Below are 14,644 nucleotides of genomic sequence, written 5' to 3' on the forward strand. Positions count from 1 at the left end.
GCCTAACGCAAATAGCGTCAGGCTTTATATGTTCTAAACAGCGCCGAATAATTTTAATAAATTAATAATAATAATGCCGATTACCCCAAAGTCTGAATCACCGAAGGTTGTGCCCTCATAGCCAATGTCTCCCATAAAGATAAGAAGTATGGCTGGAATAAAGCTAATTAATAAACCATTGGCAAAGGCTCCGGACATCGCACCAATTCTACCGCCAGTAGCATTTCCAAAGACACCCGCCGCAGCACCTGTGAAGAAATGTGGAACAAGACCTGGCACAATGACTTTTAGTCCGATGAAGGGGAGTATAAACATGGAAACCAGCCCTGCTATAAAACTAAAAATGAAACCAATAATAACGGCATTTGGTGCAAAAGGAAAGATGGTTGGACAATCAAGTGCTGGTTTTGTGTTTGGTACAAGTTTATCTGCAATGCCTTTGAAGGCTGGAATAATTTCAGCAATTAACATCCGTACACCTGCTAAAATAATATAAACACCCGCTGCGAATGTAATCGCTTGCATAATAGCGAAAATAATAAAATTTGAGCCAGCAGATAATTGTGACTCAATATAGGAAGGGCCAGCAAAAAGGGCAACAATTACAAAGAACACACTCATTGTTAAAGAAATAGCAACTGAGGTATCTCGTAAAAAGCCTAATGCTTTCGGAACCTGTATATCTTCTGTGGATTTCATTTTATTACCGAAGAGCTTACCAATCTTTGCAGAAACATAATAGCCAACACTGCCAAAGTGACCAACAGCAAAGTCATCACTCCCTGTTATTTGTCGAACTGTCGGCTGTAAAATGGCAGGGAACACGACCATACAAAGTCCAAGAATGATAGACCCAACAAGAATAAGAGGTGTACCACTCATCCCTCCAACTGATAATGAAGCGGCGATTAAACAAGCCATAAATAATGTATGATGTCCAGTTAAAAAGATATATTTTAATGGCGTAAATCGCGCAAATAGTAGATTCATAATCATACCAAATACCATGATTAGTGCAGTAGCTGTACCAAAATTAGTCTGAGCAGCTGCCACGATGGCCTCATTGTTGGGAATGACTCCTTGTACTTGAAAGGCATGATCGAACATTTTACTAAAATGATCTAAAGAGCCAATTAAGACAGTGGCACCAGCTCCGAGGATGACAAAGCCCATTATCGTTTTTAATGTACCTGACAGAACAGTGGAACTTGATTTTTTTTGAATAAGTAAACCAATAAAAGCGAATAGGCCGACTAATATAGCTGGTGTTCCTAAAATGTCATGCATGATAACATCTAACATACCAACACCTCATCCTATCCAAATTTTTAATGCTTAAAGCAACGGTTCAAGCTTTTCTTTTATTTCTGAAATACTCATCATATTTACGATGCTCACAATGATTCCTTTGTCTTTCGCTAATTCATTCACGATATCTGCTGCCCCTAAATAAATATCTGCTTTCTCCGCCTTGGCAGACGCTAAATCTGTATGCGTTACCTCTGCATCTTTCCCCAATACTTCTAATGCTTTTTTAACATTCAATTCTAAAATAAAGCTACTTCCTAAACCGCTCCCACACACGACTAAAATTTTCATTCTGTTGACTCCTTTGTCGTATATTGTTTGATTTTCTCCCATATCATGTCCGCATGTTGACAGGCGATTAGGTCATCAATCTGATCGGGTTCTTGTAAGACTAATGCCAAATCAGCCAACACCTGTAGATGTGAAGCATTGTCAATGGCAGCTAGCACAATTAGTAGGTAGACAGGCTGATTAGGGCTAAAAAAAACAGGCTTTTGTAATCGTAGCAAGCTTATGGCTAGTTCAAGAACCCCATCAGATGGCCGTGCATGAGGAATGGCTACTTTGGGTGTGATGACAACGTAAGGACCATAGTGTTCAATAGATCGAATCATGGCTTCGACATAGCGCTGTTCAATTTTGTGTTGTTGTACTAATGGGCTAGCCGCTAAATGAATTGCTTCTTGCCATGATCGGACAAAGTTTGCAAGCTGTATACAATCTTTTGTCAACAGCTTGGTTAGCAAGGACAACCCTCCTTTCATAAAAATATCTTCCCATTCCATGTTATTACGACTGTATGTGGAATTATGTCATCGTAGAAGACATTTTTAATTGCTTTGCTATTTCATAAACCGACATTTTTACAAATTCATCCATTTTATGATCTAAGCGCGTTTTCGGATAAATCAATTGAATTTTTCTATTTAGTGTTACATCATGTAGATCTTTCTTCAGCAGTACACCTGATTTTAATTCTTCTTCTATTAAGGAAACAGATAGAAATGCCAAGTTTTTGCCAAAGGTCAGCATCTTTTTAATCGTGCTCACAGAATCCAGCTCAATTGTGTAAATAGAAGGCTGAAAAGGTTCCATCCACTTTTCAATGAAGTGATTCGTGGAGCTAGAGGATGTATGCAACAATAGCTTGTACTTAAGAATATCTTCTTTGGTGATGTCTTTTTGTGCTGCTAGCTCGTGAGATGGGCTGTATGCCAATACAAGTGCATCTTCACCGATTGTTTCGTAATGAAGTAAAGGATTTTCCTGCTTAGTCTCCATGATGAGCCCGAAATCTAATTCTTGTAGTACTACCTTTTTTTCAATTTCAGGTGCTGTTTTTACTTCTAATGAAATGCGAATCTCAGGATAGGTCGTTGAAACTTGATGAATTAAATCTGGCATAAAAATATGGGCAGGTAAACCACTCGCTCCTAGTCGTAATGAACCGATATGGCCTGCTAAAAGATTTTCAATAAAACGATCCATATCCTTTTGAAGTTGAACCATTTGACGAGCGTAATGATACACACCTTCGCCCGCTTCTGTTAAACGGTATCCTCCAGCATTTGTTCGAAATAAATGAATACCGTATTCCTCCTCTATAGAGCGAATATGAAATGATACGGTGGGGGCTGTAATGCCAAGTGCTTTGGCGACAGGGGCTAATTTTTTTAATTCTACAAGTAAGCAAAATGCCTGTAATTTACTATTGTTCATTTTATCCTCCTAAAGGAAATTAGAAAAAATCTTGTATTTGCTTTAGTTTATTAGATTTTTTTTAACGTGTTATTAATAGTAGATTAATATTTTCTAAATATCTGGAATTTATAGTTGTAAGTAACGAGGAGGATACTTATGAAAATCTCATTAAAAAATATCGAGAAAAAATATGGGCAGTCTCAAGCATTGTGGCCGATTGATGTGGAGTTAGATCAGCAATTTATTACGATTCTCGGACAATCAGGCTGTGGCAAAACAACCTTATTAAAGTTGATAGCTGGCCTTGAACAGCCATCAAAAGGAGAAATACGATTTGATGACACCGTCATTTATTCTTCGGGGTCTCGTAAAAATGTCAAACCAAATAAGCGTAATATTGCCATGGTTTTTCAAGATTTTGCTCTATGGCCACATATGACCATCTTCCAAAATATTGCCTTTGGCTTAAAGGGCATTATTCCGAAATCAGCTATTCCTGAACGAGTCGAGCATGTGATGCGATTGGTAAAAATGCAAGGCTATGAGAAACGAAAGCCAGGTGAATTATCGGGTGGACAACAGCAGCGAGTGGCATTAGCTAGAGCTTTAGCGACCAAACCGCAATTAATTTTATTTGATGAACCTTTATCCGCTCTCGATGCTGTTTTAAGAGAGCAAATGCAAGATGAAATCATGCACCTCATTCATGAGCTTAATTGCCAAGCCATTTTCGTAACACATGATCAAACAGAGGCCATGACAATGTCTGATCAAATTATCGTTATGGAGGCAGGGAGGATTGCTCAAATTGGCTCGCCTGAGGAAATTTATCGTGCACCAGCAACGCCCTATGTGGCAGATTTTATTGGCAAAGTGAATTGGCTTCACAATCGACAATCAATTGTGCGACCTGAGGGTGTTTCGAGAATATCGCGTCCTGGTACGATTGCCAAACAAGCGCAGATTGTGAAAAGTACATTTGTTGGTGATCGTTATCTAGTACAAGCACAGGTAGAAGGACAGTATTGGAACTTTTATGAGAAGCAGCCATTAGAGCATGGAAAAAGATTGCAAGTTTTTATTGATGAAAAACAAATCTATCAATTGGAGGGTTTACATTGAAGAAACGACATTTTAAATTTTGGGCAACTGCTGGCATTTTATTGGCCTTAGCATTAGCTGGCTGTGGTAATAAAGAGGCAAAAGAGACGAATGAAGCAAGTGCAAAGACACAGGAGGAGAAAGTTCTGACAGTGTATTCTGCTGGGCCAGATGGTTTAGCTGCAAATATTCAGCAAGCATTTGAAGAAAAAACAGGGATTAAAGTGGAAATGTTTCAAGGAACTACGGGTAAAATTCTCTCTCGTTTAGAAGCGGAAAAAAATAATCCTGTAGCTGACATTGTTGTACTTGCCTCTGTTGCCTCAATGGATGGGTTAAAAGCAACAGATCAATTGCAAAGCTACGAAGCGGCTAAAAACAAGGACAAAATTAACAGTGATTGGTCGGATCAAGATGGATATTTTTATGGCTACAGTGCCTCTGCTTTAGGTATTGCTTATAATACGAAAAATACGACACAGGCGCCTACGGATTGGTCTGATTTAGCAAAAGCTGATTGGCAAAATAAAATGAATATACCAGATCCAAGTCTGTCAGGCTCTGCTGTTGATTTCTTATTTGGCTACACAGCAGCAGAAAAAACAGCTTGGAGTACGATTGATAGTTGGAAGAAAAATGGCTTACAAGTCAATGGTGCGAATAAAGAAGCCTTGGATGCGGTTATAACAGGCGAGAAAAATGCCACGATTGCAGGTGTAGATTATATGGCTTATAAAGCAAAAGCAGACGGTGAGCCAGTGGAAATTATCTATCCGACGAGTGGGACAGTAGTTAGTCCAAGAGCAGTAGGTATTTTAAAGGATGCACAACATGTAGAATCTGCACAAGCCTATGTTGATTTTTTATTGTCAGATGAAGGGCAAAAGCTAGTAGCAGATGCTTACTTATTACCAGGGAATAAAGATATTGCTGTGAAAAATCGTGCAGCATTAGATGAAATTCCACAGTTAACAGTTGATTGGATGGGTGCGGAAGCGAAACAGATGGAAGTACTAACAAAGTTTACGGATTTATTTCGATAAATAAAGGGAGGTTGATATACCTCCTTCTAGTTTTCATAGAGAAGGGTTGACATGCCATGATAATGGAAGGAAGACGAGCTTTTGGATTTTTACTGACAATTGTCATCATATTTGCTATCGCACCGTTGATGGCCATTTTATTTTATACCTTTATTAAAGAGGGACATGTTGATATATCACAGTTTAGTCGAATGTTTACACACGATAGAATATGGAAAACGCTTGGAAATTCGATGGTTTTAGGGATTTTCGTGATTATTGGGACAACAATTATCGCATTACCTATGGCTTTCATTCGCACGAAAACAAGTTTATATCAATATGAATGGCTCGATATAGTGTTAACGATTCCATTTATGACACCTCCCTATATTGGTTCAATGGGCTGGATTTTGTTTATGCAGCACAATGGTTTTTTACAGCAGCTTATTCCAAGTGCTGCTTGGATGACAGATTCCTTCTTTTCCTTATTTGGCATGGTAGTGATCATGAGCCTACACCTGTTTCCGTTTTTGTATTTAATGCTGAAAAATACATTGCTTCGCATAAATGGCTCATTTTTAGATGCAGCGCTGATTTTTGGGCGAAGTTCTTTGCAAAATTGGCTAAAAGTTGTGTTACCTCTTTTACTTTCGAGCTATGTTTTGGGAAGTCTCCTTATTTTTATTAAGACGCTTGCTGAATTTGGAACGCCAGCTACATTCGGCAGTCGGATTGGGTTTCAAGTGTTTACAACCGAAATTCATGCCTATTTATCAAGATGGCCAGTTGATATTCGCATGGCAACCTCGCTATCCTTATTCTTATTGTCAGTTTGCTTAGTCATTTGGTATTTCCAAAATCTCATTGGACGCAAATATACATATGGTGTGCTATCAGGAAAAACACCTGCTAGATGTGAGCTCAAGGACAAGTGGTATATAAAAACAGCTTCGTGGACTTTTGTAGGGCTTGTTCTATTGCTATCTATCGGCATTCCTTATTTCTCTATTATTGTGACCTCTTTGCAAAAGGTAAGAGGAGATGGGTTACAGGCAGGGAATTTCAGTTTGGCTTCTTATCAAGAGGTCTTCACTAGTGGAAGTGCAGGATTGACAGCATTTTTAAATAGCATTGTTTTTTCTATCATGACGGCCTTGATAACCGCCATAATAGGTTTATTCATCGCTCTTTATATTAAAAAGGGAGAAACCAGAAAGCAGCAAATATTAGACTTCTTTAGTTTAATGCCTAATATAATTCCGGGGATTGTCTTTGTTGTAGGTTTAATTATGTTTTGGAATGCTCCTTGGCTTCCCGCAACAATTTATAACACAAAGGCAATGGTAATAGTCACATACTGTGTACTGTTTTTACCTTATTCGGTGCAGTATATAAAGTCTTCTTTTTCACAATTGGATGCCTCTATTTTTCAATCAGCTGCTATTTTTGGACGTAGTAACATTGCGGTTTATCGTCGCATCATCCTACCACTTTTGATGCAGGGTATTTTAACAGGAATGATGATGACTTTTATTATTTCAATGCGAGAGCTTGTAGCTGGCCTTTTAATTTTGCCACCATCCGTAGAGACAGGGGCAACCTTTATCTATAGCCAATTTGAGCAAGGTAATGTAGGGGTTGGAATGGCAGTAGCTGTTATAACCGTCCTTATGACTGTTATTTTTATGTTCCTATTGGGTTGGCTGCAAAAACGAGGAGGGCAGGCCAATGCTTAGTGTTGAAATTTTAGGTGGTGTAGGCGAATATGGGCGCAATTGTTTTTATATAGAAAATCAGAGGCAGGCCATTTTATTGGATTGTGGCATTATGAAAAATACACAAAAAACGCCACCAAATATTACATTTAATCATATTGAAAAGCTAGTTGCTGTCTTTATTTCTCATTCGCATATTGATCATGTAGGGGCATTGCCAATACTACAGAACATGGGCTATACGGGACCGATACTAATGAGTCATACAACTGCTCAGCAGCTTCCACTGCTTATCCCACAAGTCAGAACTTTCTATCCAGATACGATTGGAAAATGGATAGAGGTCAATGAATATCTTGCCTTTCAATGGGGATATAGTGGGCATTTAATTGGAAGCGTGTGGTACAAAATTCGTTTTTTTGATGAAATGATTTTTTTCTCTGGTGATTATGTAGTCGATTCGTATTTATTAAAGGCGACCTTGCCAGAGGAGGATGGAACGGTTTATGATGTAGCGTTTATTGATAGTGGACATGCGGAAAAATGCATTCGAAATCTTGAGGTGTTACAGCAGATGGCTATGTATGTAAAGGCTCATCCCAATCATTCATTTATATTCCCCTCCTCTTTTTCGGGCAAAACAGTCGATATTATGACGTATCTTTCCGAACATACAACTCGAGCGATTAGGGTAGATGCCAAGCTACAACCTTTATTGGGGCATTATGATGAAGAACATGAAAATATTTGGCCGAATAAAGTGATGCTTTTAGAACGACTCAAGCAAAAACTGGACAGTGACCATGTACTGTATTTTGTCTCAGAGCAGGATGTGGCTCAAGTGGAGGAGCTTGCAAAGGATTATCCGACGGCAATTTTTGTTCATACAGGCTATTCTCGTCATGCTTACAATCCAGCTAGCTTAAAGCATATCTCTGAGGAGTTCTTCTATAAAACACATCCAGACTATTGGGATTTAGTGGCACTGTCACAGAGACTTCGTGCACGACAAACGATCTATTTTCACAGTACACATACAAATTTAACAACAACATTTCCGAAGGAGGAATTAAAGCGTGACTAAACTAAAAAAATGGGCATTTTATCTGTGTGTCTTCGGCTTGATAGTGATTAGTATGATGGGTGTGAATACAACACAAGCGAAAGCAGCCATTGAGCCAGGCCATGAAATTAAATTCAATATTAACCCTGAGATTTTTAATGAATCAACTATTGTCCAGGCTTTTCAAGCAACTAAAAAGGATGACGTAAAAGTTTATTTTTATGATACGCTTGACCAATTGTTTCTACGTCATGACTATATACACCGCTTACGTGTATATAAGGGTAGTAATAAAATGGATATAACCTACAAAAAGCGTTTTTTAAACACACCTTTAAGTGAAGCAATGGCAGAAACAATGAATCATGGTTTTACTGGTTCTGAGTCAAATTATAAGTTTGAGCTAGATATTAAGGGAGATCATCGTACATTTACGATAAGCCGAAAGGAATCTTTGAAGACTTCTGCAGAGGTCTCTTATGATTCAGTTGCTACAAAAGTTGCGAAAAAATTCATTCTTGAAAATGCGCCAAAGAAAATTGTAAATTGGAACTCCGAAGCATGGTATAAAAATACGTTGTCTCAAGTTGTCGTATATGGGCCTGCTAATGCTACGACCTATAAAGGAAGCTTTTTAGGACATGAAGCGGATATAGAGGTATGGCAGTACAAAGGCGATATTATGGTTGAACTTTCTACGAAGGTAGATGATGCGGCTCAAGCAGCTACTATAGAAAAGCAATGGTATGAGCAACTATTATCCACTGGCTATCTAAGCGGGGATCAACGTGGTAAAACGGCATTTGTTATGGATAAATGAATAGGACGATAATGATTTCGCCTCATATAGAAATGAGGCGAAATTTTTCTTTGGCAACAGAGAGATTAAAAAAGTAGGTCCATGTTTGTTCTAACTTTGATAATTTCGCTTACACTTACTATAGGACGAACTTTGGGTGATATGAGGGGGAAATAACATAGCGAAAAAAATGGGCATTGTTACACTACTACTTTTCGGTGTTTACGTGCTTTGTATGTACTGGTATATTTTCCACAGCGGTGGTGGTAAAATACCAAGTGCCTTACAAGGAACGGCGGCAGATCCAGTGATGTTTATGTCTGGCAAGGAGCTTTTTTTAAGTGGTGAATATTCAAAAATACGGAACTTTGTATTCTTTGTAGCCACACCTTTAGAATGGCTTATTTACTTCTTGATTTTACTATTGGGTGTATCTCGTTATTTCGAAAAAGTGACGACCTCCCAAACGAAGTGGAAGCTATTGCAAAATGCGGGTTACTTATTCCTATTATCTTTATTGCTCTATATTGTGCTATTCCCGCTTGATTATTATCGCTATCATCTAAGCAAAAGCTATGGCATCAGTACACAAGCATTTGCATCTTGGATGAAGGATGGTGTCATTGATTTTTGGGTGAATTTTGGTACTAGCTTGATTATTGTTACGGTGATTTATTGGCTCATTAAAAAGAGCGAAAAAAGATGGTGGCTCTATGCTTGGCTTTTAACTATCCCCTTTACAATCTTTGTGATGTTCATTCAGCCAGTTGTCATTGATCCTTTGTACAATGATTTTTATCCACTAAAAAATAAAGAACTGGAAACAAAGATACTTTCACTTGCTACACAGGCCAATATTCCAGCAGAGCATGTTTATGAGGTCAACATGGCAGAAAAGACAAATGCTTTAAATGCTTATGTGACAGGAATTGGGAGCAATTCGAGAATTGTGCTATGGGATACTACATTAAATAGACTAACGGACAATGAAATTTTATTTATCATGGCACATGAAATGGGACATTATGTTGAAAAGCATATTTATTTTGGCATTGCAGGCTATTTATTCTTAATGTTAATAGGGCTATGGCTAACAGCGAAAATTATGCGTCGCTTGATTTCACGATATGGACAGGTTTTAAAAATTAATAAAATCAGTAGCATTCGTTCCTATCCATTATTTTTACTCATTACTTCTATTTTACTATTTGCTTCCAATCCAGTATCCAATTTTATATCGAGATATCAAGAAACGAGAGCCGATCAATATGCTATTAACCTTATGAATGATAGAGAAGCGGCTGTAACAGCATTTCAAAAGCTAACGATTTCAGGCTTAAGTGAAGTGAACCCGCCACTCTTAGTGAAGTGGTTCCGCTATACACATCCACCGATGCTTGAGCGAATCTATAAAGTTGCGGATACAGGGGAACATAAACAAAATATGCCTTTAAAGGAAGAACAGAAGAAAAAGTAAGAGGATAGGTTTTTCAGGAGTGTAAATTGGGTAGTCTATGACAAAGATGTATCAAAAATTGGTCGTTGATTGATAGGGGATAGCATTATGCGAAATGTGATTATAATTACACTTTCTTCCATTTTAGTGGCCTTTGCCTATAATTATTTATTGATTCCCCATGAAATCTTGAGTGGTGGGTTGAGTGGTATTGCCATCATGCTTGGGATTATTACCCCTTTAAATACAGGCGTGTTAAATTTACTGCTTAACCTGCCTTTACTGATTTTAGGTGTGATGAAGCTCGGCAAGCGATTTATTAGCTACACCATTCTTTCGGTGGCTGTGTTGTCAGTGAGTTTATATATTATTCCAATACACAAAGCGACACAAGAGCCAATCCTCGCGTCCTTATTTGGTGGTGTTATTGTAGGGTTTGCAATGGGCATGATTTTCCGAGCAGCTGGCTCCTCAGGGGGCTTTGATATAATTGCTATGCTACTTAGCCGGAAACGTGATTTTCCGCTCGGTACGTTAATTGCCGCTATGAATGGAATCGTAGTGGCTGCTTCTGGCTTTGTCTTTAGCTGGGATGCGGCGTTGTTAACCCTTGTGTCCATTTATGCAACTGGAAAAGTAGTGGATACAATTCATACGAGCCATATTAAATTAACGCTGATGATTATTACGAGTAAAGGGGACGAGGTCAAACAGCAACTATTAGAAAAGCTACATCGTGGAGTAACGATTATCGATGCAAAGGGAGCGTATTCAGGCGAGGGTCGGAAAGTATTAATTACTGTTATTACGCGTTACCAACTAGCTGATGTGAAAAGCACGATTAAGGAGACTGATCCAAAGTCGTTTGTGAATATTTTACAGACGACGGAAGTAATCGGAATGTTTGATCGTGGTACAACTAAATAATGCTATTCTCTACACACGTTTTAGGTTATACTTACCATAATCGAACGTGTGTTTTTATTTGAGGGACGGGGATTGTTAAGATGGAAAAAGAAATAATTCATGCTTACTGTATACAGCTTCATGGAACAACGTATGACTATCAAGAGGAGTGGCAAGCAGATCGCTATCATATCGGTGGAAAAATGTATGCCATGCTTGGAGGAAATAGAACAGGTAAGCCTGTTCTTACATTGAAATGTGAGCCTTCTCGAGCGGAGGAATTACGAGAAGCCTATGCAAGCATTATACCTGGTTACTATATGAATAAAACCCATTGGAATTCCATTTATATGGATGCTGAGGATGTCCCGATGGATTTGGTAGAGAATCTTATTAAGCATTCGTATGAACTTGTTTTCAATAAATTAACGAAGAAAGCACAGCAGGAAATTCAATTGATTGGCAATGCATCAAACAAGTAATGAATAGCGCATTTACCTTTTTGGCAAATGCGCTAATGACTAATTATAACCATGCTCACCATAAGGCTTTAGTGTCTCAAGCCATTTTTGCTCCAGCTTTTCGAGTTCTTTTTTTTCATCAAAATAGCCTTCTTCTTTTTTCTTTAAATACTCAACGATTTTCACCTCGAAAGCTTCTTGACCATATAAATTGTAATCTGCCTGAAGCACCTTGTTCGTATGTGTATTGGTTTTTAGCATAAATTGAAAGCCATTTAAACGCTTTAAATTATTAAAGCTCCCCACAAATAATTTGCCTATTTGTGTATTGGTCATTGTAAAAACGCCAGCTTCAATTTTCATGTCCTTATACATTTCTTTTAACTCTTTTTTATGATCCATTTTTATTAACCTACTTTCTTATTTTTTTACCCAATAGGCACTGCCATCTGCTTTCCGGTCAAGAAAACCGTATTCAATTAAGTAACGACGTATATGAACATAGTCTTCATACATCGGTTTAATCACTTCATTTAATTCTTTTTCAGTATAATGCTTTTCTTGGTCAAAAAGATTTGCAATTGCACGCAGCACTACAATTTTCTGTTTTTCGCGCTTTGGAAAGCGAACCAGTTCCTTGCCAACACCGTTTGGAAATAGCTTCTCTAATAATTGCTGTTCTTCCGTGAGGGTTACGTTATAGCGATCGTCGACCATAGTAGCTGTTTTATGAATAGGCACAAATGGTTCCTCCTTCTGATCTTGTTCTTTTAGTAACTCCATCATCACCATCAATGTTTTGGCTTGGCGTTCCTTTTCTTTTAAAGCAAAACGGTGATGGCGAATCGTTGTGGCACTGCCAATCTCTAATTCTTCTTTTATCTCCTGATCTGATTTTCCCTCATAAAATAAGCGTAAAATATGACTTTGATGTTCTGTTAAGCCTGTCATTTTTTTATTGAGACCGTTTAAATAATGAAAAACAGAATGGTGAGCCAATGTAATATGGTGTCGCATCATTTTCTCTGCTTCATATAATAAGCCCTCTTGAGGATAAATAATGCCTTTTTCTACTTTTTCACCGCATAGTAGGCAGGTGAAGTGTGTCGCTTGATCGATATATCCCTTTTTTAGATCATCGATAGGAGCTTGCCAAAATAATTCATTTACATCCATTGCAATCCCTCCTTAACAAAACAAACGAATTATAAATTTGTTTGTTATTTAATATTTAAAATAACAAAATGTTTGTATTAAAGCAATAAAAAACACATCGTATTCTAAACGATGTGTAAAATGGTTGGCTCATATTTAGTTATACTTTCTCTTAAATAAGATCATAGATGCTAGAGAAAGAACTACAATTGTACAGACAATCACAATTAGACTTGTTGTGGAGCTAAGTATATGTCCATTTAGTTCATAAACAATGCCATAATTCATTTTATAATCTTCCACATAAGAAACGGGCACACCATCAAAAACATTTGCAATAGAGCTCTCCATAAATGCATTGCGTAATAATAGTGTTGTATGGCTAATTGGAAAGTACATGATTATATGTTGTGCAAAGCTTGGTAGAGCTCCAAGAGGTACATAAACACCACATAAAAATCCAAGTAATGTACCAACAATTGTGCCGAGTGTTGAGAAAACATTTTGGGTCGACACAAATAACGAAAGAAATAAATTAAAAACACTCGCAAGCAAGACAGATAAAAACAGTATGCTCAATACCTGAATAAAATCCCCAAAACTTAGTATCTTACCTCCCGTTGTGACAATAAAGATTTCACAGCCAAGGAGCGCAATAAAGGAAAAAATACAGCCGATAATAAATGCATTGAGCACATAGCTCAACTGAATAGTTGCACGAGAAAGAGGAGCTGTTAAAAAGTCGGCTTGTACTTTGGATTCTTGGTCTTTAACAGCGATACCATAGGCACCAAGTGTAGTCGAAACAGCAATCATGGATAGTAAACCTGCTACTAGCCACTCATTGACCATGGTGATCAATTCAGGTGTAGCTTCTGTTAGTTGTTCAATGGCATCTACCTGCATTTTTTGGAGAAAGACAGCGTACAACACAATGACAATAATGACTGACAGTAGGGAGAAGAACACCTGTGTTTTATCCCGTCTAAAAATTTTGTTATTACGCAGAACTAAACTAATTAATGCTTCCACTACGCAACCTCCTCCTCTGCCATAATATGAAGAAAGACATCATCCATTGATCCTTTAATGACTTCGAAGGAGGCGATAAGTGGCTCAGCTTTTTTTAAAAGGGGAAGTGCTTGTAAGGTAGACGTTAAACGGATGGTGTATATCCCTTGATTCTCTGTGTAGGAGATCGCATTTTCCTCAAGAAACTTCACACCCTCCTGTGCATTTTGAAAAACGAGAGCCATTGAATCATAGGCATATTTTGTTTTTAGTGCATCGGGCGTTCCCTGTGCAACAATTTTACCTTGCTTTAAGACAGTGACTTGGTGAGCGACTGCCGCTTCCTCCATATAGTGGGTCGTTAAAAAAACAGTCATATTGGTTTCCAGTTGAAGTTGTTTAATCGCCTGCCAAACAAATTGACGTGTTTGTGGATCTAAACCCGTTGTAGGTTCATCCAGAAATAAAATACTTGGACGATGAATCAGTGCACGAGCAATATCTGCTCGCCTTTTTTGTCCCCCTGATAATGTTCCATATTTTTTCTCTTCAATATCCTCTAAATGCAAATAGGTAGAAACAAATTGATAGTTATCGGTAAGCTGTGCTTTCGATAAGCCATATGTTTTACCTCGATGGAGGATATTTTCACGTACAGTTAATCGCTCATCTAATAGACTTTGCTGGAAAACGACACCAATAGATTTACGGATATCCGCGTTATCATTGCTTGCGTCGAGTGTGAAACCATTAATAGTTACTTGACCACTCGATTTTTTTAGTAAAGTACAAAGTATTTCAATCGTTGTAGATTTACCTGCACCGTTTTCACCTAAAAAAGCGAATAGGGTGCCTTGTTCGACTGTAAAAGAAATACCTTTGACAGCTTGCTGATCTCCATACTGTTTACATAAATTTTCAACTTTTATCGCAAACGTCATGA

General features: G+C 37.9%; 16 protein-coding genes. 8 read left to right on the top strand and 8 right to left on the bottom strand.

Going from position 1 to position 14,644, the window contains the following annotated elements:
• Positions 1-33: 33 nt before the first annotated feature.
• From NYE73_RS06680 to NYE73_RS06695, 4 genes are all read right to left on the bottom strand, one after another.
• Entirely contained in the window at positions 34-1,302 is a 1,269-nt protein-coding gene (locus NYE73_RS06680; RefSeq protein WP_066037585.1) for a PTS ascorbate transporter subunit IIC, read from the bottom strand.
• Between the two features lie 33 nt (positions 1,303-1,335).
• On the bottom strand, positions 1,336-1,599 hold the full coding sequence (locus NYE73_RS06685) for a PTS sugar transporter subunit IIB (RefSeq protein WP_004232490.1): 264 nt from the start codon (positions 1,597-1,599) through the stop codon (positions 1,336-1,338).
• Positions 1,596-2,054, bottom strand: coding sequence for a PTS sugar transporter subunit IIA (locus NYE73_RS06690; protein WP_054550682.1), 459 nt, complete (start codon positions 2,052-2,054; stop codon positions 1,596-1,598). The genes NYE73_RS06685 and NYE73_RS06690 overlap by 4 nt, the downstream gene beginning before the upstream one ends.
• A gap of 61 nt (positions 2,055-2,115) precedes the next feature.
• Positions 2,116-3,027 (bottom strand): LysR family transcriptional regulator, encoded by a 912-nt coding sequence (locus tag NYE73_RS06695; RefSeq protein WP_259949981.1) that lies wholly within the window; start codon positions 3,025-3,027, stop codon positions 2,116-2,118.
• 138 nt (positions 3,028-3,165) lie between these two features.
• Between NYE73_RS06695 and NYE73_RS06700 the strand changes: the two genes are divergently transcribed.
• The 8 genes from NYE73_RS06700 to NYE73_RS06735 all read left to right on the top strand — a co-directional run bounded on the left by NYE73_RS06700 (position 3,166) and on the right by NYE73_RS06735 (position 11,556).
• Positions 3,166-4,131 (top strand): ABC transporter ATP-binding protein, encoded by a 966-nt coding sequence (locus tag NYE73_RS06700; RefSeq protein WP_054550684.1) that lies wholly within the window; start codon positions 3,166-3,168, stop codon positions 4,129-4,131.
• Positions 4,128-5,153, top strand: coding sequence for an ABC transporter substrate-binding protein (locus NYE73_RS06705; RefSeq protein WP_259949983.1), 1,026 nt, complete (start codon positions 4,128-4,130; stop codon positions 5,151-5,153). The genes NYE73_RS06700 and NYE73_RS06705 overlap by 4 nt, the downstream gene beginning before the upstream one ends.
• Positions 5,154-5,209: 56 nt before the next feature.
• Positions 5,210-6,871 carry an ABC transporter permease gene (locus tag NYE73_RS06710; protein ID WP_259949986.1) on the top strand — a complete coding sequence of 554 codons (1,662 nt, stop codon included), beginning with the start codon at positions 5,210-5,212 and terminating at the stop codon, positions 6,869-6,871.
• Positions 6,864-7,934, top strand: a complete 1,071-nt coding sequence (locus tag NYE73_RS06715; RefSeq protein WP_259949988.1) for an MBL fold metallo-hydrolase — start codon at positions 6,864-6,866, stop codon at positions 7,932-7,934. Before NYE73_RS06710 ends, NYE73_RS06715 begins: the two co-directional genes overlap by 8 nt.
• Positions 7,927-8,733 carry a hypothetical protein gene (locus NYE73_RS06720; protein WP_259949989.1) on the top strand — a complete coding sequence of 269 codons (807 nt, stop codon included), beginning with the start codon at positions 7,927-7,929 and terminating at the stop codon, positions 8,731-8,733. The genes NYE73_RS06715 and NYE73_RS06720 overlap by 8 nt, the downstream gene beginning before the upstream one ends.
• A 157-nt stretch (positions 8,734-8,890) precedes the next feature.
• Positions 8,891-10,189 (top strand): M48 family metallopeptidase, encoded by a 1,299-nt coding sequence (locus tag NYE73_RS06725; protein WP_279629542.1) that lies wholly within the window; start codon positions 8,891-8,893, stop codon positions 10,187-10,189.
• 87 nt (positions 10,190-10,276) lie between these two features.
• Positions 10,277-11,095 carry a YitT family protein gene (locus NYE73_RS06730; protein ID WP_004232517.1) on the top strand — a complete coding sequence of 273 codons (819 nt, stop codon included), beginning with the start codon at positions 10,277-10,279 and terminating at the stop codon, positions 11,093-11,095.
• Positions 11,096-11,175: 80 nt separating this feature from the next.
• Positions 11,176-11,556 carry an MmcQ/YjbR family DNA-binding protein gene (locus tag NYE73_RS06735; RefSeq protein ID WP_259949990.1) on the top strand — a complete coding sequence of 127 codons (381 nt, stop codon included), beginning with the start codon at positions 11,176-11,178 and terminating at the stop codon, positions 11,554-11,556.
• Positions 11,557-11,595: 39 nt separating this feature from the next.
• Here NYE73_RS06735 and NYE73_RS06740 read toward each other — a convergent pair whose 3' ends face one another.
• The 4 genes from NYE73_RS06740 to NYE73_RS06755 all read right to left on the bottom strand — a co-directional run bounded on the left by NYE73_RS06740 (position 11,596) and on the right by NYE73_RS06755 (position 14,642).
• A complete protein-coding gene (locus tag NYE73_RS06740) occupies positions 11,596-11,937 on the bottom strand; it encodes a GIY-YIG nuclease family protein (protein WP_259949991.1) in 342 nt (113 codons plus the stop codon).
• Between the two features lie 18 nt (positions 11,938-11,955).
• Positions 11,956-12,711, bottom strand: a complete 756-nt coding sequence (locus NYE73_RS06745; protein WP_066037595.1) for a DUF2087 domain-containing protein — start codon at positions 12,709-12,711, stop codon at positions 11,956-11,958.
• Between the two features lie 135 nt (positions 12,712-12,846).
• Entirely contained in the window at positions 12,847-13,722 is an 876-nt protein-coding gene (locus tag NYE73_RS06750) for an ABC transporter permease (protein ID WP_259949992.1), read from the bottom strand.
• Positions 13,722-14,642, bottom strand: coding sequence for an ABC transporter ATP-binding protein (locus NYE73_RS06755; protein ID WP_259949993.1), 921 nt, complete (start codon positions 14,640-14,642; stop codon positions 13,722-13,724). The genes NYE73_RS06750 and NYE73_RS06755 overlap by 1 nt, the downstream gene beginning before the upstream one ends.
• Positions 14,643-14,644 lie beyond the last annotated feature (2 nt).

The organism is Lysinibacillus sp. FSL K6-0102 (genome assembly GCF_038003545.1).
GTDB lineage: Bacteria > Bacillota > Bacilli > Bacillales_A > Planococcaceae > Lysinibacillus > Lysinibacillus capsici.